The following is a 24,180-nucleotide window of genomic DNA, read 5'->3' as shown; positions in this document are numbered from 1 at the left end:
CTGCCGTGACATCACGGCGACCATGATCCATATTTGTTTAGTTCACATCGTTCAGCGAAATACCAATCGCATCCGCCACACCTTTGCCGTAGGCATGATCTGCTTTCAGACAATTGCGAATATGACGTTTCTTAACTTCGTCATCAGCACCATCAATTGCCCGAGCAGTATTTTCAAACAGCACTTGCTGTTTCTCTGGCGTCATCAAACGGAACAAGTTACCGGGTTGTGAATAGTAGTCATCATCATCTTCCCTAAAGTTCCAATGATCTGCAGCACCATTGATGGCTAACGGCGGTTCACTGAAATTAGGTTGTTCCTGCCATTCTCCATAGCTATTAGGTTCATAGCCTTTGGTACTTCCGTAATTACCATCAACTCGCATTGCCCCATCCCGATGATAACTGTGATAAGGACATCTAGGTGTATTCACCGGTATCTGATGATGATTCACCCCTAACCTATATCTATGGGCATCACCATAAGAAAACAACCGTCCATGCAACATTTTATCTGGAGAAAAGCTAATCCCTGGCACAACGTTAGCCGGTGTAAACGCTGATTGCTCTACCTCTGCATGATAGTTTTCAGGGTTACGATTCAGCTCCATTACACCAACATCGATCAACGGATAATCTTTATGTGGCCAGACTTTCGTCAGATCAAATGGATGAACATGATAGGTATCTGCATCTTTTTCAGGCATAACCTGCACTTTTAATTCCCAGCGGGGATAATCAGCGCGATCAATTGCTTCAAATAAATCCTTTTGATGACTTTCACGATCTTCACCGACGGCTCTGGCCGCCTCCTCATCGGTCAGGTTTTCAATACCCTGCATGCATTTGAAGTGAAATTTCACCCAAAAGCGCTCGTTATTCGCATTGATAAAACTATAGGTATGACTGCCAAAGCCGTGCATGTGACGGTAACTTTTTGGCAAACCGCGATCACTCATTACAATCGTTACCTGATGAAGTGCTTCAGGTAATAAGGTCCAGAAATCCCAATTATTCTGTGCGCTACGCATATTGGTCTTAGGATCCCGTTTTACGGCATGATTCAAATCCGGAAACTTCAACGGATCACGCAGGAAAAACACCGGAGTGTTATTACCAACCATGTCCCAGTTACCTTCTTCGGTATAGAACTTAACGGCAAATCCACGAATATCCCGCTCTGCGTCTGCCGCCCCTCTTTCACCGGCAACAGTGGAGAATCGGGCAAATAATTCCGTCTGTTTGCCAACTTCAGCAAAGATTTTGGCACGGGTGTATTGAGTGATATCGTTGGTCACCGTAAACGTGCCAAAAGCACCAGAACCCTTAGCGTGCATTCGTCGCTCAGGTATAACCTCACGATCAAAGTGAGCCATTTTCTCCAGAAACCACACATCCTGCATCAATAACGGGCCACGGGGACCAGTTGTCATGCTGTTCTGGTTATCTACAACCGGTGCACCACCAATTGTGGTGAGTTTTTGTTTGCCTGCCATGTTCGCCTCCTTGAGGGCATTAAATAAAACTCATGTTTGTGAGTTTTGAATAACTATAGATGAAACAGACGAATCGGTAAAACAATTAATACTAATAACATTAATCGTTTATATCGATACACAAAAATTTTGATATAACTTATCTTAGAGAGCGGTACTCGCCTTCACGGCCTCGTTTACTTAATACGAGTTGCCATAACTGGCCTTGTTTGGAGCGAAAGAAACCGGCACAGCTATGCAAATAATATTTCCACATACGGTAAAACCTTTCATCATAGTGGGTGGATAAATCGGGCCAGGCTTTATCGAAATTTTCCCACCACGCCATCAGTGTTTTGTCATAATCCGTGCCGAAATTATGCCAGTCCTCGATGACAAAACGGCTGTTAAGGACTGATGCCAGTTCTTCTGCCGAAGGCAATTTGCCATTACGAAAGATGTATTTATCAATCCATGGATCGACTTTCAACGAAGTGGCGTGAATGCCGATGGTATGCAGCAGAAACAGTCCTTCCGGCTTGAGCAATTTCATTGCGCTGTCAAAATAGATGGAATAATTTTTGGGCCCAACATGCTCGAACATACCGATGGAAACAATTTTGTCGAATTGACCTTCCAGATCGCGATAATCCATCAATTCAATCGTCACAGGTAAACCAACACAACGCTGCTGGGCCATGGTTTGCTGCTCTTTTGAAATAGTAATGCCATGGACTTCTACGCCATAATTCTCTGCAGCATATTGAGCAAAACTGCCCCAGCCACAGCCAATTTCAAGCACCTGCTCACCGGGTTGAAGCATGAGTTTTCTGCAGATTAAATCCAGCTTATGCTTTTGCGCCTGAGCCAGATTATCCGCCTTTGCCCAGTAACCACAGGAATAGCTCATTGTCGAATCCAGCATGCCCTGGAAAATATCATTGCCAGTATCGTAGTGCTTTTTCCCAACTTCGTACGCTCGTTTACTGGTTTGACGATTGAACAGGTTCTGGCGAAACATTTCAAAATACAAACGGATTTTGGCTACACTTCCAAGATGCTTTTCAATATCAACCTTCAACAGTCTATGAAACAGCTCATCCAGTTGATGGCTTTCCCACATATTATCCATGTAACTCTCACCAAAGCCGAGAGAACCCTGAGTTAACACCCGCCGATAGACTCTTGAATCAAACACCTGTATATCCCAGGGCTGATCGCCATTAAAACTGACACCAGCGAGATCCGCCGCCTCCTTTAAAATAGCGGGGGGGCAACCGTTTGACTTTGCCGTGCTTCTCTGGGCTTTACGTGAGGCACTTTTGAAGTAGAATCAGTCATAGACGGCTTTCTCCTCTATTCTTTCAGGGTTACAGCCCTACCATAGCTCAAAAATATAATGATTTGTATAGCGTTATGATGGATTCTTCAGCTCAGAAAGTTGATTAAAAAGGGTTTAAAGAGAAGAAAACCACCAGTGTTCTCTGCTCACTTACAGGTTCGTTATAAAGAACGCTCATATAACCAATAACATAGTGGCCTTTTATGGCGGTGAGAAATTAGTTCAAATCAGCAAAAGAAGTATGCCAACGGGTTCGCACAGCGCATCCTTGATACTGAAAAGGGCTTATGGAGAACCTTTGCTTGGTAAAAGGTGCTTCCGGCAGTAATGAAAAGAACAGATGGATTCACCGCAACCATTAAGCTTAAATTAAGCGTGATTGGCTAAAATGTCTCTTAACAAGCTTGAATAAAACAAATATATTCAGGAATAATGATGAAACAGCTATTTTCTTCTGCAATTCGATTAATCCGTTTTTTATTAATTTCTGTGATTATCACAAGCCCTGTAAGAGCTGAAGATGTAAACCATTCTGAAGCGAGAACGTTGCGTGAATCTGGCAAGATCCTGCCATTAGAAACTATTCTTGAAAAATCCAAGGCGTTCCGTCAGGGAGAAGCTATTGACACTGAGCTTGAGCGGGATAACGGCATGCTGGTTTATGAAATTGAGGTTCTGGATGATCAAGGTCGCGTGTGGGAGCTCGAGTTTGACGCAACCAATGGTGATTTACTCGAACTCGAGCTGGACGATTAAAAATGCGAATATTGCTGGTTGAAGATGATGTGCAGATGGGCCCAACGTTACAGAATGCATTATCACAAGCAGGTTATGCCGTTGATTTGTCTGTCGATGGTATTGATGCTGAAGCCTTGGGCGATATTGAACCCTATGATCTGATTGTATTGGATCTGGGGTTACCTAAACGCTCTGGCATGGAAGTACTGCAAAACTGGAGAAGTCGTAACAATCATGTACCTGTGGTCATTTTGACGGCCAGAGGCAGCTGGGAAGAAAAAGTACAGGGATTTAAAACGGGCGCAGACGACTATGTGGCCAAACCGTTTCAGACAGAAGAGTTATTGGCTCGGATCAGTGCCGTACTGAAACGTAGTTCCGGCACCAGTGGCGGGCCATTACAGGCTGCCGGATTACTGCTTGATGAAGATGCTCAGTCAGTTAAGTTAAAAGATGGCCGTTTTTTTAACTTAACGGGAACGGAGTTCCGACTGTTACGCTACTTTATGTTGCATCCAGGCCAGGTTATATCGAAAAGTCGTCTGACAGAGCATGTTTATGAATACGATAGTGATCGAGATAGCAACGTGATTGAGGTGTATGTCAATCGATTGCGACAGAAGGTCGGTACAGATTTGATTCAGACCCGCCGTGGACAAGGCTATATCTTCGGTCCTGCATGAACTCCTTAAAACGCCGACTGTCGATTGGTCTGACATTTACCTTGAGTCTGTTGATCTTATTACAATGGGCTCTGATAACACTGGTTATTGAACGTGTTACTGAAACACAATTGCTGGAGCGTCTGGAAAATGAAAGTGAAGGACTGCTGGCCAGCGTTGAAGTCAACCCAGATGGCTCGTTCTACCTTAGCTCGCTTCGCCTGAGCAGCTTGTATCAACGACCTTTTTCTGGCCATTACTATGTCGTATGTTCTGTCGCGTCCTGTAAACAGTCTCGATCCTTATGGGATGAATCATTAAAAATTGAACAACTTTCCAGCGGTCAAAAAATACAATCACTACTGAATGGCCCGAATGAAGAGCGCCTGTTCAGTCTGCAACGTGGCTATTTCAAACAAGGTCACAGTCTGACCATTATGGTGGGTCAGAATATCAGTGAACTGGAGGAAGATATTTTTCAGTTTCAGATGCTGTACTCCCTGGTATCCGCTATTGGGCTGTTTGTACTATTGCTCATCCAATGGCTAATTGTTGGCAAGGCACTTCAGCCCTTACAGCACATTCAACAACAACTTTCACGGTTGCGCCGTGGAGAAACGGAAGCCATTGAAGCTCAGGGACCAGAAGAAATTCAGCCGATGGTAGAAGAATTAAACCGTCTTTTAAAAACCATGACCCGTAAAACTCACCGTTCACGCGCCGCATTAGGTAATTTGGCTCATGCACTTAAAACCCGGTTAACCCTTTTAAATCAAACCGCTGAAAGTTCCGAGCTAAAAGGCATGCCTGAGACACAAAACGCATTGCATCAAGTCAGCCAACATATGGAACAAATTATTGAAAGAGAATTAAAACGTGCCCGTTTATTGGGTGCATCGATGCCCGGAAAAAAAGTCGATCTGGAGCAGGAAATTGCTGAAATATCCAGGACTTTGCAATTGCTTTATCGTGACAAATCTCCCATCATCGATTGGGAAATTGAAGCTGGTCTACTGTTTTTTGGTGATCGTGAAGATCTGCTGGAGATGCTGGGCAATCTGCTGGAAAACGCCTGCAAATGGTGTCGAAAACGGATCAATATTCATGTTTATCAAAACCAGTATTGCTGTTTTGTGGTTGAGGATGATGGTCAGGGTTGCGATGAGAGCAAAATGTCACAGCTGCCACAACGAGGATTCAGGGCGGATGAATCAGTGCCTGGTAGTGGCCTGGGTTTAGCTATTGTGTCTGACATTGTGGAGAGCTATGGCGGTGAAATACGATTCAGTCAATCTTCCATGGGTGGGCTGAAAGTGGAAGTTCGCTTACTTTTGACGGTCTAACATCTAACCCCACAGGGTTATTGACGAACAATTGAGAGCTGCTTTTAATCGCTATCAGTATAAACCCGATGTTATTAACTGCTGATTTGCATCCCGAATTAAAGTATCTGCAACAACGGGAAGCTTATTACCGTTTCAAATAAAGAAAATACCTTACTTTTTATCTCTAACTATTTTTATTAATGATGACCAGCGCTATAAAAGTAAAATTAATGCAACCTGAAGTTTAAATTTTATATTTACAATACAGATAAAAATACGGCCCGTTCAAAACGGGCCGCTGCTTTTTACATCAAGATTATTGAGTGATCAATCCCGTTCTACTTTTCGGATTTCACCCGTTTTGGCATGGATATCGATATCCCATTCCGTACCATCTTCTTGTACTACTTCGACTTCATATTCCCAGCCGCCACCATTGTCGATTCCATCTAACTCAATATCATCAACGACTCCTGACTTGGCTTTCAAAGCAATATTTTTAGCGTCTTCCACGCTGATCAGTCCAAACGTATCCACTTTCTCCTGCATTGAATGCATATCATCGTCTGCCATAACAACAGAGGTGGAAACAGTCAGTGCCGAAGCAAATAAAGCGGCTAAAGTGATTTTATTAGGTTGTTGCATGCTGTACTCCTTTTTCATTTAGGGTAAGCATACTTTACAAAATAAAACTTAAATCAACCTGAATAAAATTATTTCCACTTTTTATTATTTTATTTATATTGATAAATTAACGCTAACATTAATATCTTATAAATCGATACTTTTTTACGCCGTTATGGATGATTAAATCAAAATAATCGCTGTTTCATGTAAAGCGCCTTGCCTGAGGCTGTTGTTGATAAGGTCCAAAATATTCAATGAAAATAGAGGAGCCATTTACGCCGTACTCTTGAAGTAGCCTCACCGTGTTTTGCATCATTGCCGGCGGGCCACACAGATAATAGTCTGCTTGTAAGTCCAGTGATAACTGTTTAAATAATGCATGATCGATATAACCTTCACTATGATGAATCTGCTTGTTATGGTCATCGGTTAAAGGCTGGCTTAATCGAATGTACCAATGCAAATTTGGGTAGGTTTCAGCCAGTCCGGATAATTCCTCATAAAACGGCAAAACCTCATCATTTCTGGCTAACTGAATCAAGGTAAAAGACCGTTTGCTATCTTGAACCAAACCACTTTGCAACATGGCCATGAGTGGTGTTATTCCCACTCCACCAGCAATAAGGACGACTGGATGATTAACAGTGTCATGCCGTTTTAAGACAAAGCTTCCAACCGGCGGAGACACCAAAAGCAGGTCACCATCGTGTAAACGATCATGCAATAAGTTTGACATTACCCCGGCTTGTTGGCCTGGCATACCTACATGTCTTTTTACACTGATGCGAAAATAATCATCTCGTGGAGACATTGACAAACTATAATTACGCATTATCTGCCTACCGTCGGTCAGTTGGGCTTTCAGAGTAATATACTGACCTGGTAAATATGCTTGTAACGGCTTGTTATCCGTTGGTCGTAAATAGAAGGACGTTATATCGCTACTTTCTGAATACCGTCGAAACAGGAGGAACGTCTTAAATCCAGTCCAGCCATATTTATCCTGTTGTTGATGATATAAATCATCTTCTTTGTCGATAAAAATACCTGCCAACACACCATAAGCTTCTGTCCAGGCTTCGATGACTTCCTCTGTTGCCGATTCGCCCATTACTTCGCGAAGCGCCAACAGAAAATGATTTTCAACAATAGGGTAATGTTCTGGTTTTATCCCAAAAGAAACATGTTTTTGAGAGATAAGCCCTATTAATTGTTGTAATTGGTCAAAGTTCTCAATATGGCGGGCATACGCACAGATGGTTGCAGCCAAAGCCCTTTGCTGAGCACCGGAATGTTGATGAGCCGGATTGAAAAACGCTTTAACTTCTGGATTATTGTGGAACATATTTTTGTAAAAACAGTCAGCTAATAATTCGCCATGCTGCTCCAGGACGGGCACTGTTTGACGAATAATATCGAAAGTTTCAGGCTTCATTGCCGAACTCCTAATTAGCTGAACAGGCATTTTACATACCCGTTTAAAAACACATAGTATGGTTCCGTCTTTTTGGAGTCAATGAAATGCAGCTGACTACGCATACCGATTATGCCCTTAGATTACTGGTATATCTGGCGATACATCATGGAAAGCAAGCACCGACTATTCCGGATGCGGCAGCACGATTTGACATGTCATCCAATCATCTTGCAAAAGTCGCACAAACATTGGTTCAGCATGGCTATATTGTCAGCTATCGAGGCCGTGGAGGTGGCTTGAAACTGGCTTTACCAATCGATGAAATCGGCATAGGAAAACTGGTGAGGAAAACGGAAAACCTGCGATTACTCCCCTGTTTCGGGAGTGAAGCCTCCTGCCCGATCCAGCCAGCTTGTTTTTTGAAAAATGCTCTGCATAAAGCCCAGGATGCCTTTCTAAAGGTACTGGATGATTACACGTTGGCCGATATGGTATTAAATCAGGATCGGCTGCAGGAAATACTGAAAATATCGGAACCCGCATGACCACTTGGAAACAATGGCGCAACGAACAACGTTATCGGCTAACTCAACAACGGTTAGCTTTTGCTAATGATCTCCGCTTGATCCATCAGGTAGCGTTGTTTAATCAATTACAGTTAATTATTGATCCGCTACCCAAAGGTACTATTGGCTTCTACTGGCCCATTCGTGGTGAAATTGATTGCCGTGATTTTATTTGTGGACTCATCAAACAAGGCTGGCAAGCCGCTTTACCAAAGATTATTGCCCCCAAACAAGCTTTGCAATTTCGTCAATGGCGGCCAGAAACCATTATGCAGGCTGAAACATGGGATATTCCGGTTCCACAAAATACCCCCATCGTTGAACCTGATGTACTGATTATTCCATTAGTCGGTTTTGACAAGGATTTACATCGTTTGGGAAATGGCGGAGGGTTTTATGATCGCACTTTGGCCGTTTCTGAAAAACCATTATATATTGGTGTTGGATTTCAATGGATGTTACTTGAAAGCATAGATCCTCAACCGCATGATATCCCCATGGATAAGATTGTTACCGAAGAACAGATTTATTCATAACACCGCCTGTTGATCATTGCTGACCGGTAGCAATCACCTTTTTTTAGGATATCAAAGCTAAAAGCATGTGACGAAGCGCGTTATTAACGTATATTCATCCGTTAATTGCTTTTTTGTCACCCACAGCTGGATGGCCGGAGTCATCTATATATGATCATAAGCCGTTTACAGAACAGTCCTTTGTTGGATTGGCTGGTTTTTTTATTGCTGGTTCTGGTGTTGTTAGCCGATAGATACACTGTCCCGGGCTTTGCCCACGGAGTGTTATATACTCCCATTCTCGTGCTATCCGGTATCGGTAACCGTCTTCGTCGTCTGACAATTACTTTTACGTTCTGTCTTCTCTTTGTCTGGTCTGGTGTATTGATAATGCCCGCAGGTATGGAAGCCATTTTACAGTCTCAGTTTGTCGCTAATCGAATATTGGCAACGCTGGCGTTAATAACGATCTTTTTTCTTAGCCGTTTTACCATAAGCTCTCAACAGCAACAGACTAAAAACCAGCAGCAGCTCAAACTTGCTGCTGAAATCGCAAAACTGGGTTATTGGCAATGGGATAAGACAGGTTTTTTGCAGTTAAGTCCCGAAGCCGCACAACTTCTGGAACAAAAAAATCTCAACCCGTTTACGCAAAAACAATTTGTTTCCTGGTTCTCGGAGAAACAGCAGGATGCCTTGACTCAGGCATTAAAAGCCACATTACAAAACCAACAGCCCCTTGATGGTGAGTTCCTTTTTGCCAGCCAGAAGGGGCCGCGACGACTCCGAATAATGGCTTATCATGATCGGCATGTGACAGAGCATATTCAGGGCATCATTCAGGATGTCCATGACAGTAAACTGATTGAGAGCAGTTTATTAGAAGAACAGCGTCGTTCTAGTTATATGGCTGAAACGACCCTGCAATTGATGTGGACCGTCACCAAAGAAGGGTTGTTGGACTCTGTATCGCGTTACACCCTCGAGTTTTTCGGTGAATCAGAAGCTTATATTCTTCAAAACTGGCTTGAGCTTCTGCACCCTGATGATCAGTTGGCTGCAAGTGAACGCTGGTGGCATTCAATGAGAACTGGAGACGCCTATTCCGATGAGTACCGTCTACGACGTTTTGATGGTGAATATCTGTGGTTTTTGGCTCAAGCCAGTGCCATCCACGATGAACAGGGTCAAATCATAAAATGGTATGGCACCAGCATTAATATTCACCAAACTAAAATGCTGCAACAACAAAGTGAAGCCTTATCACAGCAACTGCAGAATACGCTGGAAAGCATCACTGACGCCTTTTTCACCTTAAACCCGGAATTATATTTTAATTATGTGAATAATCATGCCGTCGCTTTATTTAATATTCCGCAATCACGACTACTGAATCATAAAAGTATCGAAGACACCGATATTGATCCCAGCGGTTTCTTGCATAAAAAACTGTCATTAGCACTATCGCAACAGCAAGTGATTTCATTTGAATATTTTTATGATGCAAAACAACTCTGGCTGGATGTCAGAGTTTACCCTTCAAATAATGGGTTAACTGTCTATTTACGGGATGTGACTCGTCAACGCCGAGAAGGTGAAGAGCTTAAATTATTGCGAAGCGCCGTTTCACAACTTAATGACGTAGTCATTATTACAGAAGCTTCGCGTAATTCTCACGAAAAACCCAATATCGTTTTTGTTAATAGTGCTTTTGAACGCGTAACGGGTTATAACCGTCAGGAAGTCATCGGAAAAACGTTACAAATCCTGCATGGGCCAAATACTGAAAAAAATGAACTCCGTAAAATTAAAGCCGCCTACAACGCCTGGCAACCCATCCGAGCTCAACTGACGCAGTATCATAAAAATGGCCGTGAGATAGTGCTGGAACTGAATAGCGTGCCCATTGGATTAACGGCTGGTTGGTATACTCACTGGGTTTCAGTAGAACGTGACATAACCGAAGAACGCCATTTACAACAACAATTACAACTGGCTCAACGCATGGAGGCCATAGGGCAATTAACCGGCGGCATTGCCCATGATTTCAACAACCTGTTAACCGTCATCACAGGAAATACAGAACTATTAATTGAAGCCCTTACTGATAACCCAACCTTGCAACCTTTAGCAAAACTAATCAGTAGTGCAGCAGAACGTGGAGCAGGGTTAACCCGTAATCTGCTGGCCTTTGCCAGACGCCAGCCATTATCGCCAGAAGCGGTTAATATCAATATGTTGATACGTAATATTGAGCCCTTATTACGAAGTTCATTGGGTCAAAAATATCAACTGGAGCTAAATCTTAGTAGTGATATCTGGCCGGTTATGATCGATCCGGTTCAACTGGAAAGTAGCCTGTTAAACCTGACGCTCAATGCTCGTGATGCAATGCCTGAAGGGGGCAAGCTTAAGATAGTTACCGAACGATTTATCTTGCCAAATCATCAAAAAATTCCACTAAACGAACTTGAGGCAGGTGAGTACATAAAAATTGATGTTATAGATAACGGTGATGGCATACCTCCAGCGTTACAGGATAAAGTATTTGAACCCTTTTTCACGACCAAGCCAGCCGGAAAAGGCAGTGGTCTTGGGTTAAGTATGGTGTTTGGCTTTATCAAACAATCTGGCGGACATATTCAGGTGGAGTCTGAGCTTGGCCGGGGGACACGATTCCAGCTGTTACTCCCTCATAATGACTTAGTGACTCCTGTCTCAGTACTACAGGAGATTGATTCTCCGATAACGACACCGCATTATCAGCAAACAATCCTCGTGGTCGAAGATAATGATCTTGTCAGACATTATGCACTTTCCCAGCTACGGGATGCCGGTTATCAGGTGCTGTCAGCGGCAGATGGTCATCAAGCTTTAAACTGGCTTGCGTCTGCACAGCAAATTGATTTACTGTTCACAGATGTACTCATGCCCGGAGGACTGAGTGGCTACGAATTGGCACAACAAGCCCGACAGCTGCGAAAAAACCTGCCTGTTTTATACACATCCGGATACACTGAAAAAGTATTAAACGAAGAAGAAAAACAAAATGGAAGCATCCCTATTTTAAATAAGCCTTATCATCGTGCCGCGCTATTAAACAAGGTCGCACAAATGTTGGCTTATAAGACCTGAGTAATGAATACATGTCGGAACAAAGACTACTGATACTGGATGACGACGAACTGACTGGAGAAACGATCCGTAATGTCGCTGAGTACGCGGGGATGTCAGTAAAAGTAACCACCAATGCGAATAATTTTTTCAGTTTATTGAATGAATGGCAGCCATCCCATATTGCACTGGATCTGATCATGCCCGATATGGATGGCGTAGAAGTTCTGGGGGCATTGGGTGAGCAGATGGTTACGGCCAAAATCATTATCACCAGTGGTGTAGGTCATCAAGTTTTACAAGCCGCCGCCCGCTCTGCTGCAGCACACGGATTAAACATTGTCGGGATTTTACCAAAGCCCTTTAATCCGAAAGCTTTCCGTGAAATGATCGATTTGCCATCACTTAATCCGACTGATTTGCTTGATGGCCAACATCTGCAATCATCTTCCAGTGTCCCCGCCATCACAGCCGCAGATGTTGCTCAGGCAATTAGCAACCGGGAAATTACCTTGGCGTATCAACCCAAAGTAGGCTGTATCAGCGGTGAATTAATGGGGTTTGAGGCGCTGGCTCGGTGGAATCATCCGGAATACGGGTTTATTGCTCCGGATGTATTCATTGCCATTGCCGAACAAAACCATTTAATTGATGATTTGACCTTACTGGTTTTCGAACAAGCCCTACCCTGGTTTAATCAGTTCTGCCAGCAACAACGACAAAACCCTACCACGGCCCAAGCCAACCAATTAATCTGTTCCATCAACATTTCTGCTGTATCTCTTCGCAACCTGAAGTTATTTCATCAAATCGAAGCATTATGTGTTTCTCATGGGGTAAAACTTCACAGCATTATGCTTGAGCTGACTGAGACTGGAGCAATGGATGATCCGGTCGCTTCACTGGATATTCTGACTCGATTGAGAATGAAAGGCTTTCAATTATCGATTGATGATTTTGGCACTGGTTTTTCGTCGATGTTGCAACTGGTACGTATGCCGTTTTCTGAGGTAAAAGTTGATAAATCCTTTGTGATGACGGCACAGCAATCCCGAGAGTCAAGGTTGGTTATTCAGGCCATCATCGAATTGGCCCACAGTCTGGATATGAAGGTTATTGCTGAAGGTATTGAAGACTATGCCACTTTACAATTCCTGCAGCAGCAAGGTTGTGATAAAGCCCAGGGGTTTTTTATTGGCAGGCCTGTTCCAGCCGATGAGATTGATCAGTGGTTGCAACAACGCAAACTGGCACTGGAACAGCAACGGCTGAAAGCACTCGAATCATTAAAAATTATGGACACTCCAGCCGAACAGCGTTTTGATCGAATAACCCGGTTAGCTAAACGCATGTTCGATGTACCGATTGCACTGATTACTTTGCTGGATGACGAGAGACAATGGTTTAAGTCAAAAATTGGTTTAGATGTCTCTGAAACACCTAGAGAACAGGCTTTTTGTAATTATACCATCGAGCAGGAAAATGGCTTTATTGTAAATGATGCAAAAATTGATGCTCGCTTCACTGATAATTCACTCGTGGTAAATGCTCCTTTTATACGGTTTTATGCCGGCTTTCCGTTCCGGGCTCCCAGTGGCGAAAGATTAGGAGCGTTATGCCTGATTGATCATAAGCCTCGTTATATAAGTGAGCGGGATTCACGTTTATTAAGTGAGCTGGCACTGATGGTAGAAGAAGAAGTCGCTACAAATCAGCTATTGTGTGAAGATCATTTAACGGGCTTACTAAATAGAAGGGGCTTCGAATTCAGAGCAAACCATATTTTACAAATCTGCCGTAGCCAAGACTATGAAGCATCACTGATCTATTTTGATCTGGATAACTTTAAACAGATCAATGATGGCCATGGTCATCAGGCTGGCGATAATGCATTACTGCAATTCTCAATGCTGTTAAACAGCACCTTTCGTGACTCAGACTTAATCGGCCGAATTGGTGGAGATGAGTTTGTGGTGTTGATGGTTAATCAGAATGATTCTGATCAAGCCACGATCCTGCAGCGGCTTTCCAACACGGTAGATTCCTACAATCAATCTATTCATAGTGATATTCACTTACATTACAGTTTTGGTATCACGACGACAAAATCATTAAGTGATTACGATTTGCAGCAGCTTTACTCGCTGGCTGACGAAGCCATGTATAAAAATAAGCGTAGTGGGCAACAACTGAATATGGCGATTGATCTCAATAGCCAACCCTCCAGATAATCGTTTTTTTCGATTAGAAAAATTGAAACAATCTGTTTTATTAATTATTTTTTATTCGTTACACTGCTCGCAACTGAATAAATGTTCAGCTTATAACTCATACCAAAAAGGAGATTCACAACATGACTCAACGAGTACCTAATGTCGTTTTTAAAACCCGTGTAAGAGATGAAAGCATTGGTGGCGATAACCCTTTCCGTTGGCAGGATGTCACCACCGATGAAATTTTTAAAGGTAAAAGCATCATCGTATTTGCTCTTCCTGGTGCGTTTACTCCAACCTGTTCAAGTACCCACTTGCCCGGTTACGAAGAACACTATGATGAGCTGAAGGCAAAAGGCATTGACGAGGTTTATTGCCTGTCAGTCAACGATGCCTTCACCATGTTCCAATGGGGCAAACGTCAGGACGTGAAAAAAGTTAAATTGCTGCCGGATGGTAATGGTGAATTTACCCGTGGCATGAACATGCTGGTGAAAAAAGAAAATCTGGGCTTTGGTGAACGCTCATGGCGTTATTCCATGCACGTGGTAGATGGCGAAATCAAAAAACTGTTTGCTGAGCCAGGCCAGATGGATAATTGTCCTGATGACCCGTTTGAAGTCAGCGGTGTCGATACTATGCTCGATTATTTGAATAAACAATAACATGCATTAGTTATATTACACCGGGCCTGTGATCTTTCAGGCCCGGTATTTTTTTGTAACATTGAGTGGCCGACAGGAGTTTTTTAGATGCAATATGATTACGATTTATTTGTGATTGGTGCCGGTTCAGGTGGCGTTCGAGCCAGCCGTATGGCAGCATCCTATGGTGCAAAAGTCGCAGTATGTGAAGATCGTTATCTGGGCGGTACCTGCGTAAACGTGGGTTGTGTTCCTAAAAAACTCTATGTTTACGCTTCTGAATATTCAGCCCATTTCAACGATGCCAAAGGTTTTGGCTGGCAAGTCAGCAAACCAGCCTTTGACTGGGCGACGTTACGTGATAACAAAACGGATGAAATCAGTCGTTTGAACAGTGTTTATGAAGGCATTCTGGATCGTGCTGGCGTTGAAATTATCGACGGTAGAGGCAAAATAATTGATGCTCATACGGTAGAGGTCAATGGTCAGAAATTTACCACTGAACGTATTTTGATCGCCACTGGCGGCTGGCCTTTTGTCCCTGATATTCCCGGTAAAACACATGCCGTAGATTCCAATGGCATCTTTGATTTAGACGAGTTTCCGCAACGCCTTGCCGTAGTTGGCGGGGGATATATTGCCGTGGAATTTGCCGGTATTTTTCATGGACTGGGCGCTCAGGTTACGCAAATTGTCCGTGGTGGTGGATTACTTAACGGTTTTGATAAAGAGACGGCGGAATTTGCTGCAGAGCAGATTCAACAAAAGGGTGTGCATATCCGGTTTAATACCGAGATCACCTCCATCGAGAAACAACCGGATGGCAGCCTCGATTTAACCATGACTGACGGACAACATTTAACCGTTGATGCGGTGTTATTTGCTACCGGCAGAAAACCTCACCTGGACGGATTAGGGCTGGAAAATGTTGCCATCACGCTGAGTAAAAGCGGACATATTGAGGTGAATGAAACGTTTCAGACCTCTGAGCCCAGCATTTATGCTCTGGGAGATGTGACGGGGGGCATCGAGTTAACACCGGTTGCATTAGCCGAAGGTATGGCACTGGCGGGCTATCTGTTTGATAAGCAACCTTGTAAAGTGGATTACAGCAATATTGCCACCACAGTGTTCTGCCAACCTAATATTGGTACGGTTGGCATGACCGAAGAGCAAGCTCGTCAGGATTATTCCAATGTCTTGAAGTTTCGCTCAAACTTTCGTGCGATGAAGCACACCTTAGGGGGATCCCAGGAGCGGACATTAATGAAACTACTGGTCGATGGGGATACGGACAAAGTCCTGGGCGCACACATGGTTGGTGAGTCTGCTGGGGAAATTATGCAGGGTATTGCAATTGCGATTAAAGGCGGAGCAACCAAGGCCGACTTTGATGCTACCATTGGCATTCACCCCACTGCTGCAGAAGAATTTGTCACCATGCGTACTCCAGTGAGTGACTAATCAAAAAAATCCTGAGTTGCTTCGTGTGGATCTCTGAGGTTTTAGTGGTTGCAACCCGAGACGCTTTACCTAAGTCAGCAAATGCTGATATCAGGACTTGTTGATCTTTCATCTCCGCCTCTGGTTGTGAGGTGAAAAATCAACGCACCCTAGGGTAAGGCTGAAAGCTAAACAGAGCCTTTAAAGAGCGTTTTCCCATTTTAGATTTTCACCAGGTTTTCACCCGAGCGAGAACAGACTTATCATGGGAATAATTCCCGGAAAGTGGGTGAGGTTATGAGTAGAAAGCTATTTAAAACATTGGGATATATTCTGTCAGCGCTGACATTCACAGGCATCTCTGCCAGTCATGCTGTTCAGCCTACCATGGCTTATGTGGAAAACCTGAAGATTGATCTTATTTTTGATGATGCCGGCAGTTTTAAAAATGACCGGGCAGCGGTAATGATTGCCGATCAGGGCATTGCACAATTTGCCATGATCAATCCTGATGGCGACATTCTGTTCACTGCCGATGAAATTAATGATTTGGACAGCGGCGTCACTGCCTATCGTAGAAATAATCTATGGGGCATTGTGGATCGAAATGGAAAAATAATACTGCAGCCTAGCTATCCTAAAATTCAATCTTTTAAACAAGGATATGCTGCTTTTATCAAGGATGGCTCCTGGGGCTTTCTTAATACTTCTGGTCAGGAAGTAATCCCGGCCAAATATGACAATGTGGGCGTTTTCTCTGAAGGTCTGGCGGGTTTCAGAGTTAATGATCAATGGGGCTATCTGAATACTGAGGGAGAAGAAGTCATTAAGGCACAATTTGATGAAATTCAGATCTTCAGCGAACAACGTGCGGCCGTTAGAGTTGGCGAAGAATGGGGATATATCGATGCCGAGGGAAAACGGTTAATCAAGCCAGCATTTGACCAGAGCCGGGTATTTCGTGAAGGACTTGCGGCTGTTTCTGTTGATGGAAAGTGGGGGTATATCGATAAAAAGGGCGGCTGGCTGATACGTCCTCAATTTGATCAAGCCAAAGCATTTGGTGAAGGTTTTGCCGTCATTAAACAAAGTGGGCTATACGGTTTTATTGATTCCAGTGGAGAAATAGTAGTTAAGCCCTATTTTGATGATGCCTGGAATTTCCGCGAAGGTTTGGCCCGGGTGGAGAAAAACGCCAAGGTTGGCTATATCAATACCGATGGCCAGATTGAAATTGAACCGGAATATGTCTGGGCATATTCATTCTCGGATGGTCTGGCAGTGATAACCTACAACTACCGGCAGTATGGTTATATTAACCGGCAAGGTGAAGTGGTTATCGAACCCCAATTCGAACATGCTCAACCATTCAATGAAGGTTTGGCGGCAATAAAAATTCGTGATAAATGGGGTTATATCTCGAGGGATTAAGCGGTATCTTCTGCCTCATCAGTTTCCTCATCCAGCCAGCGATACAAAGTACGACGACCAATTCCCAGTAACGCAGCGGCGCGACGTTTATTACCGTCCACCTCTTTTAAAACCATATTTACATAACGTTTTTGTAACTGATCCAGGGTTGGCAATACAGCACCGGCCAATAACTGATCATTTTGCCTATCCGTTTCAGGGCTTGCCATCGCCGGTTGGGTCGGTTGATTTTCCAGTAAACGCGTTGGTAAATGCTGCGGTTGCACCCAGTCTTCGTTGCAAAAGGCAAACGCTCTCTCCACGACATTCTGTAGCTCCCTGACATTGCCAGGAAAGGCATAGTCACGAATAATGTCCAGTGCCTTATCGCTGAAACCCTGAATTTTGCGTCCCTGAGCCACTACCAGTTGTTGTAAAAACTGCTGTGCCAGAATTTCCCTATCCTCTTCACGGTCCCGTAATGGAGGAACTGATAAAGCAAAGGTTTCCATACGATAGAATAAATCTTCCCTAAAACTGCCTTCATAAACTTTTTGTTTCAGATCCCGATGGGTGGCCGCAATAATACGGACATCCACTTTTTCTTCGGTATCATGGCCCACCGGACGAATCGATCCATCCTGCAAGGCGCGTAATAATTTTGCCTGCAATGCCATTGGCATTTCACCAATTTCATCCAGTAATAAACTGCCCCCATTGGCTTCCTGTAATAACCCTTTGCGGGCTTTGTTAGCACCGGTAAATGAGCCTGCTGCATGACCAAAAAACTCACTCTCCAATAATTCTTGCGGAATGCCGGCACAATTCACCGCTAAAAATGGCCCGTCAGCACGATCACTTTCTGCGTGTAATGCTTTGGCGACCAGTTCTTTACCGGTTCCACTCTCGCCATTAATCAATACCGGCCCCTGAGCCCGGCCAATAACTTTAATCTGCTCAAATAAATTACGCATGGCTTCACTGCGACCAAACATCTGATGAAAGGCAGGCTGCCGGTTGAGCTTGCGAAATTGAAACAGCTCATCATGTAATTTACGGGTAGCGACCACCCGTTCAACCGCCAGCAAAAAATGTTCCAAATCCAGAGGCTTGGTGAGAAAGTCATCAGCACCCGCCTGTAAAGCCTGCACTGCCTGTCGCACACTGCCAAATGCCGTAATAACGATAAGCCCTGGTCGTTGTTCTTCCGGCCAGTGGGTGACGACCTGCTCAACCACCTGCATTCCATTGCCATCAGGCAACCGCAAATCAGTAACAATCAAAGCCGGTTGATTAATGTTGAGCCAGTCCAGAGCCGATTGAAGCTGATGATGAATCTCCAGATTCCAGCCTTCAGCTTCCAGCTCATCTGAAATCAGTCGGGCTAACGCCTGATCATCTTCTATCAACAGGATGGGTAAATTTTTATTCTGTTTTGTGGTCATGCGGTTGTTCCGGAATCTGTTGTTAAAACTAACGGTAAAATCAGACTGAATCTGGCGCCACCCAGTGGACTATGACTCAAAACAACCTCCCCCTGATGTTCTCGCAAGATCCGTTTCACAATAGCCAGCCCCAGACCACTGCCTTCACCCGGCGCTTTGGTCGTGACAAAGGGATCAAAAATCTGGGTTTTCTGCTCTTCGTTAATACCAGGGCCAGCATCATCTACATGGATTTGTAACTGTTTTCCACCCTGTTCCCAAGAGAGTTCAACCGGCCCATCAGGACAGGCCTGACAGGCATTGCGTAATAAATTGATCAAAGCCTGTTCCAGGCTTAATGAATCGCCTTTAATTGTTGCCATGGATCCCTTAACAAGGTTGACTCGATAACCTTGATTGGCCAACAATGCTTCGGCCCTTTCGATCAATGACGTCACATCAAGTTCTCGAAATTCAGCACGCGATGAACGGCCAAAGCTGAGTAATTGCTGAATAATCGAGGTCATTCTGGCTGCCTGCTGACGAATTTCATTTAATTCTTTTACGTCATTTTCATTTTCCAGCCGCCTTAATAATCGGCTGGCTCGTCCATCAACCACTGTGAGTGGTGCACCTAATTCATGAGCGACACCGGCCGATAATTGTCCAAGCGCTGCCATGGTTTCAGTTTGCCTGAGTCTTTCTGCCATCTGCTCCCGGGCGGAACGTTGCTGAGCTTCGCTTTTCTCTGCAGCTTCAATTGCATTGAGCATGCCATTGAGTCCTTTTGCCAATTGGCTAATTTCAATTGGTCCCTGTTCTGCTGCCCGGTGCTCTCTATCCCCCTGGCTTACTCGCCGCATGCTTTCAACCAACTTCTGCAATGGCGTTTCAATGGCACGTTGATGCGAATAGGTAATAACCCCGAGAATAATTAAGGACACCAGACCAAAGCCGCCCCAGGCCCAATATTTTAATTCGGTCAGCTCACGATCAATATCACTGCGCCGACGTGTTACCTGTAATAGGCCATTTGGCTGGCCAGTCGCATCAAATATAGGCATAAAAAAGGAATACACATTACGGCCACGAATCCGTTCATATTGTGCAAATTCACCTTCGACTATCTGTTCAAGTGCATCCGTCGCCTGTTCTTTTGTCGGATTAACGACACCAAAACTGCTTAAACGCCTGCCATTAGCATCGAATAAATAGGCTCCATATACCTCGGTAATACCAAAAACCGATGCCATACTGTTTTGTAACTGATCCAGATCCTGTCGTTCCAGTGCCTGAGAAACAGGTAAGTGAATGGTTCGAGCCACTTGCTGTAAATCCCGCTGCATTCTTTCCTCGATAAATTGGCCCACCATCGAGAGACCAATGGCGAGGATCATCGCCAGCACCAGTAACACTGGCAATGCAACCTGCATGATCAACACTAATCGCAGATTGCTGAAAATGGATGGAAAACGCATTCAATGCCCTTTTAACAAACTTGAATTTATGGCACATGGGCCAAATTGACACACACTAAGGCACCCGTCAAGCTACAAATAGACTTCATAAAATCTAACACAGAATATTTTATCTAATAAATACATTGACTTATAAATATGTGGATTTCTGGCATGATTGTCGCAATTGCTTATATGTGTTCCACAATCAATAAAGGAAAACACCATGAAAAAAACAGCTATTTTTGCTTCAATATTAATGGCCCTGGGTCTAAGTGCTCCTGCTTTTGCAGAACAACCACAACAGGCAGCTCCTCAAGCGCCAATGCCTGAAACAGCTCCAGCAACTGATTTCAGTGATACTGAGTTGCAAAAATTTGCCGATGTTCAGGGTGATCTTGAAGAAATTCGTAATGAATATTCAGGCCGTCTGGAAAGTACTGAAGATCCTGACCAAGCTGCCCAGTTACAACAGGAAGCCAGCCAGAAAATGGTCCAAACCGTTCAAAACGAAGGTCTGGATGTAGAAACATATAGCAATATCGCCTTGGCCATCCAAAGCGATGCTCAATTGCGCGACAAAGTGCAATCTATGTTGAACTAATACGTTTCAGCTTCGTATGTTGTGGAAAAGCCGGGGTTCTCCCGGCTTTTTCATTTCTAGCCTACCGACCTTCGACCTTATTTTGATTTGAATCTATAGGCTAAAAAATACAAGGCTGGTAACACCAGCAAGGTCAATAACGTTGAAGAAATAATTCCCCCCACCACGACCGTAGCTAATGGACGCTGAACTTCAGCACCGGTTCCCGTATTCAATGCCATCGGCAGAAACCCTAAACCGGCTACCAGGGCGGTCATCAATACAGGTCGTAAGCGTTGCATTGCACCGTCGAAAACAGCTTCCAGCAACACCAAACCCTGTTCCCGCAGCTGTCGAATAAACGTCAACATCACCACGCCGTTTAAGACGGCTATACCCGATAAAGCAATAAATCCCACTGCCGCAGAAATGGATAACGGCATATCCCTTAACATCAGTGCAATCAGTCCACCGGTTAATGCCATTGGTACACCGGTAAAAATCAGCAAAGCATCTTTTAATGAATTAAACACACTGAACAATAACATCAGGATCAGCAACAGTGTTACGGGCACCACAACCATAAGTCGCTTGCTGGCCGATTCCAATTGTTCAAAGGTTCCGCCATATTCCAGCCAATATCCGGCTGGCAAATCGAGCTGTTGTGCACTCTGTTGTACATCCGCTATAAAAGATCCCAGATCCCTATCCACCACATTGGCACTGATAATGACGTGACGTTTGCCGCTTTCACGGTTTATCTGATTGGGGCCGCTGATAGCTTTAATATCGGCAATTTCACCCAACGGCACATAAGATAAATCTGGATCATCACTGTTGGGTAAAGCAATGGGAAGTTTCGCCAAGCGGTCGGGATTCTTACGTATCTCATCCTCTAACCGAACCACGATTCGGAAACGTTTATCCCCTTCATAAATCAAGCCGGCAGAGGTGCCGCCAATCGCCGTTTGAATACTTTGCTGCAGACTGGCGATATCCAAGCCCAACAGAGCGAGATGATCACGTTGTGGCTCAATTGATAGCATTGGCAAACCGGTCAGTTGTTCCATCCTTACATCTGAAGCACCAGTAACACCTGACAACATTTGCTCAGTCTGAACGCCAAGTTGATAAAGCGTCTCCAAGTCATCGCCATAAATTCGTAAAGCCACGTCTGCACGGACCCCGGCAATCAATTCATTGAAACGCATTTCAATCGGCTGGGTGAATTCATAGAGATTTCCTGGCACCGCTTCAACAGCTTCACGTAATTCTGCCAGGAATTCCGCTTTGCTCAATTCAGGCTCAGGCCATTGTTCAAGTGAGTGCAAAATAACAAAGGTATCTGCAACACTTGGTGGCATCGGGTCAGTAGCGATATCCGGCGTACCAATTTTCGAGTAAACATGTTTGACCTGTGGAAACTCGGCGATCACCGATTCCAGCTGATTTTGCATTGCCACAGATTGTTCCAGTCCGGTGCCGGTAACACGCAAGGCATGCAAGGCAATATCACCTTCATCCAGTTGTGGCAGAAACTCGCTGCCTAAACGCGAACCATAATAAACCGTGATACTGACCATCAGCGTGGCCAGTAACACAATTATAAAAGGCAGACGTAAAGACAGACTTAACAGCGGCCGATAAACCCAGCGCGCCATTCGCATAATGGGATTTTCCTGTTCGGCCACCTTGCCGGTGATCAATACCGCCACCGCAGCCGGCACAAAGGTCACGGCAAATATCAAAGCCCCGGTTAGCGCTGCCACCACAGTAAATGCCATCGGATGAAACATTTTGCCTTCAACACCACTGAGGGCAAAAATCGGTAGGTACACCAGCATGATAATAAACATGCCAAATACCGCCGGGTTAAACACTTCACGGGTACTCTCAATTACCTCCGCCAGGCGTTCCTGCAAGCTTAATAAACGGCCCAGACGTTGCTGTGCCAACCCAAGACGACGCAAGGCGTTTTCCACGACGATCACCGCACCATCGACTATCAGGCCAAAATCAATCGCTCCCAGACTCATCAAATTGCCCGACACTTTGTTGCTGACCATTCCGGTAATGGCAAATAACATACTTAACGGGATGACCAGCGCCGTGATTAATGCTGCCCGAATATTTCCCAGCAATAAAAACAATACTACCATCACCAGCAAAGCGCCCTCGAACAGATTTTTTTGGACTGTTTTAAGTGTTTTGTCGACTAATGTAGTCCGGTCATATACCGCTTCAGCCACAATACCTTCCGGTAAACTCAGATTTACCTGCTCCAGACGTTCAGCAACTGCTCTGGCGACCACTCGACTGTTTTCGCCAATCAGCATAAACGCCGTACCTAACACCGTTTCCTTTCCATCCTGGGTTGCAGCGCCGGTACGCAACTGTTTTCCGTAAAACACCTCGGCCACATCCGCTATCCGGATTGGCGTGTCATCACGTTTGGTAATAACGACATTTCGAATATCTTGCAGAGAGGTTAACTGACCTGGAGAACGTACCAGCCACTGTTCACCATTACGTTCAATATAACCGGCACCCGCATTCTGGTTGTTGCGAATTAATGCCTCGCTGAGTTCGGCCAGGCTGACTTTGTAGGCCAGTAGTTTGGCTGGATCAGGAGCCACCTGATATTCACGTTCATAACCACCGATGCTATTGATCTCGGTAACGCCCGGCACTTTTACCATCTGGGGACGGATAATCCAGTCCTGGATGGTGCGTAAATCTTCTGCCGTATATTCAGTGCCATCGGCTTTCAACGCATCCAATTTCGCCTGCACACTGTAGGTAAACACCTCCCCCAAACCAGTGGCGATCGGTCCCATCTGCGGTTCTATGCCAACGGGTAACTCACTGCGAATTCCCTGCAGGCGTTCGTTTATTAACTGCCTGGCAAGATAAATATCTGTATCTTCTTCAAACACCACCGTGACTTGAGATAATCCATAGCGTGATAAAGATCGGGTGTAATCGAGATTGGGTAAGCCGGCCATCGCATTTTCGACGCTATAGGTAATTCGCTGTTCAACCTCCAACGGTGAATAACCTTCTGCTTCGGTATTAATCTGCACCTGGACATTGGTAATATCCGGCACAGCATCAATATTAAGCTGGAAAACGTTGTAAGCGCCCACTCCGGCAATAAGCATTGTTAAGAAAAGCACCAGCCATCGGCGATGCACTGAAAACTGTACAATTGAATGAATCATGCTTA

Annotated in this window: 18 protein-coding genes; 11 read left to right on the top strand and 7 right to left on the bottom strand. The window is 44.5% G+C overall.

Going from position 1 to position 24,180, the window contains the following annotated elements; translation table 11 throughout:
* Positions 1-37 precede the first annotated feature (37 nt).
* Entirely contained in the window at positions 38-1,495 is a 1,458-nt protein-coding gene (locus tag Q7A_RS01945; protein WP_014705642.1) for a catalase, read from the bottom strand.
* 139 nt (positions 1,496-1,634) lie between these two features.
* A complete protein-coding gene (cfa, locus tag Q7A_RS01940) occupies positions 1,635-2,738 on the bottom strand; it encodes a cyclopropane fatty acyl phospholipid synthase (protein ID WP_151903889.1) in 1,104 nt (367 codons plus the stop codon).
* Positions 2,739-3,248: 510 nt separating this feature from the next.
* Between cfa and Q7A_RS01935 the strand changes: the two genes are divergently transcribed.
* Genes Q7A_RS01935 through Q7A_RS01925 form a run of 3 tightly spaced genes read left to right on the top strand, consistent with a single transcriptional unit; the run spans position 3,249 to position 5,559 of the window.
* On the top strand, positions 3,249-3,572 hold the full coding sequence (locus tag Q7A_RS01935) for a PepSY domain-containing protein (RefSeq protein ID WP_238595939.1): 324 nt from the start codon (positions 3,249-3,251) through the stop codon (positions 3,570-3,572).
* 2 nt (positions 3,573-3,574) lie between these two features.
* Positions 3,575-4,237: a response regulator transcription factor gene (locus tag Q7A_RS01930; RefSeq protein ID WP_014705639.1), complete on the top strand. Its 663-nt coding sequence runs from the start codon at positions 3,575-3,577 to the stop codon at positions 4,235-4,237.
* Positions 4,234-5,559 carry an ATP-binding protein gene (locus Q7A_RS01925; RefSeq protein WP_014705638.1) on the top strand — a complete coding sequence of 442 codons (1,326 nt, stop codon included), beginning with the start codon at positions 4,234-4,236 and terminating at the stop codon, positions 5,557-5,559. Before Q7A_RS01930 ends, Q7A_RS01925 begins: the two co-directional genes overlap by 4 nt.
* 309 nt (positions 5,560-5,868) lie before the next feature.
* Here the strand turns inward: Q7A_RS01925 and Q7A_RS01920 are convergent, their stop codons facing one another.
* Both Q7A_RS01920 and hmpA read right to left on the bottom strand, forming a co-directional pair.
* On the bottom strand, positions 5,869-6,186 hold the full coding sequence (locus Q7A_RS01920) for a PepSY domain-containing protein (RefSeq protein WP_014705637.1): 318 nt from the start codon (positions 6,184-6,186) through the stop codon (positions 5,869-5,871).
* Positions 6,187-6,370: 184 nt separating this feature from the next.
* Complete coding sequence (hmpA, locus tag Q7A_RS01915) at positions 6,371-7,603, bottom strand: NO-inducible flavohemoprotein (protein WP_014705636.1); 1,233 nt, start codon at positions 7,601-7,603, stop codon at positions 6,371-6,373.
* A gap of 86 nt (positions 7,604-7,689) precedes the next feature.
* Here hmpA and Q7A_RS01910 point away from each other — a divergent pair, with 86 nt between their 5' ends.
* From Q7A_RS01910 to Q7A_RS01880, 7 genes are all read left to right on the top strand, one after another.
* On the top strand, positions 7,690-8,130 hold the full coding sequence (locus tag Q7A_RS01910) for an RrF2 family transcriptional regulator (protein ID WP_014705635.1): 441 nt from the start codon (positions 7,690-7,692) through the stop codon (positions 8,128-8,130).
* Positions 8,127-8,687 (top strand): 5-formyltetrahydrofolate cyclo-ligase, encoded by a 561-nt coding sequence (locus Q7A_RS01905; protein ID WP_014705634.1) that lies wholly within the window; start codon positions 8,127-8,129, stop codon positions 8,685-8,687. Before Q7A_RS01910 ends, Q7A_RS01905 begins: the two co-directional genes overlap by 4 nt.
* Positions 8,688-8,837: 150 nt before the next feature.
* Complete coding sequence (locus tag Q7A_RS01900; RefSeq protein ID WP_014705633.1) at positions 8,838-11,801, top strand: hybrid sensor histidine kinase/response regulator; 2,964 nt, start codon at positions 8,838-8,840, stop codon at positions 11,799-11,801.
* Between the two features lie 11 nt (positions 11,802-11,812).
* Positions 11,813-14,011 (top strand): EAL domain-containing protein, encoded by a 2,199-nt coding sequence (locus Q7A_RS01895; RefSeq protein ID WP_048480970.1) that lies wholly within the window; start codon positions 11,813-11,815, stop codon positions 14,009-14,011.
* 122 nt (positions 14,012-14,133) lie between these two features.
* The gene (locus tag Q7A_RS01890) at positions 14,134-14,658 is read left to right on the top strand and encodes a peroxiredoxin (protein ID WP_014705631.1); all 525 of its coding nucleotides are present in this window, start codon (positions 14,134-14,136) and stop codon (positions 14,656-14,658) included.
* A gap of 87 nt (positions 14,659-14,745) precedes the next feature.
* Complete coding sequence (gene gorA / locus Q7A_RS01885; RefSeq protein ID WP_014705630.1) at positions 14,746-16,101, top strand: glutathione-disulfide reductase; 1,356 nt, start codon at positions 14,746-14,748, stop codon at positions 16,099-16,101.
* 276 nt (positions 16,102-16,377) lie between these two features.
* Positions 16,378-17,511 (top strand): WG repeat-containing protein, encoded by a 1,134-nt coding sequence (locus tag Q7A_RS01880; protein WP_014705629.1) that lies wholly within the window; start codon positions 16,378-16,380, stop codon positions 17,509-17,511.
* On the opposite strand, the gene Q7A_RS01875 is transcribed toward Q7A_RS01880, so the two are convergent.
* Positions 17,508-18,935, bottom strand: coding sequence for a sigma-54-dependent transcriptional regulator (locus Q7A_RS01875; protein WP_014705628.1), 1,428 nt, complete (start codon positions 18,933-18,935; stop codon positions 17,508-17,510). The two genes, Q7A_RS01880 and Q7A_RS01875, sit on opposite strands and share 4 nt — an antisense overlap.
* Positions 18,932-20,392 carry a sensor histidine kinase gene (locus tag Q7A_RS01870; protein WP_014705627.1) on the bottom strand — a complete coding sequence of 487 codons (1,461 nt, stop codon included), beginning with the start codon at positions 20,390-20,392 and terminating at the stop codon, positions 18,932-18,934. The genes Q7A_RS01875 and Q7A_RS01870 overlap by 4 nt, the downstream gene beginning before the upstream one ends.
* Positions 20,393-20,597: 205 nt before the next feature.
* Between Q7A_RS01870 and Q7A_RS01865 the strand changes: the two genes are divergently transcribed.
* Complete coding sequence (locus tag Q7A_RS01865) at positions 20,598-20,975, top strand: DUF4168 domain-containing protein (protein ID WP_014705626.1); 378 nt, start codon at positions 20,598-20,600, stop codon at positions 20,973-20,975.
* A gap of 77 nt (positions 20,976-21,052) precedes the next feature.
* On the opposite strand, the gene Q7A_RS01860 is transcribed toward Q7A_RS01865, so the two are convergent.
* A complete protein-coding gene (locus Q7A_RS01860) occupies positions 21,053-24,175 on the bottom strand; it encodes an efflux RND transporter permease subunit (protein ID WP_014705625.1) in 3,123 nt (1,040 codons plus the stop codon).
* Positions 24,176-24,180 lie beyond the last annotated feature (5 nt).

The sequence above is a fragment of the Methylophaga nitratireducenticrescens genome, from assembly GCF_000260985.4.
Lineage (GTDB): Bacteria > Pseudomonadota > Gammaproteobacteria > Nitrosococcales > Methylophagaceae > Methylophaga > Methylophaga nitratireducenticrescens.
Note: the sequence above shows the minus strand (reverse complement) of the source record. Positions and strands in the feature narration are given on the sequence as shown.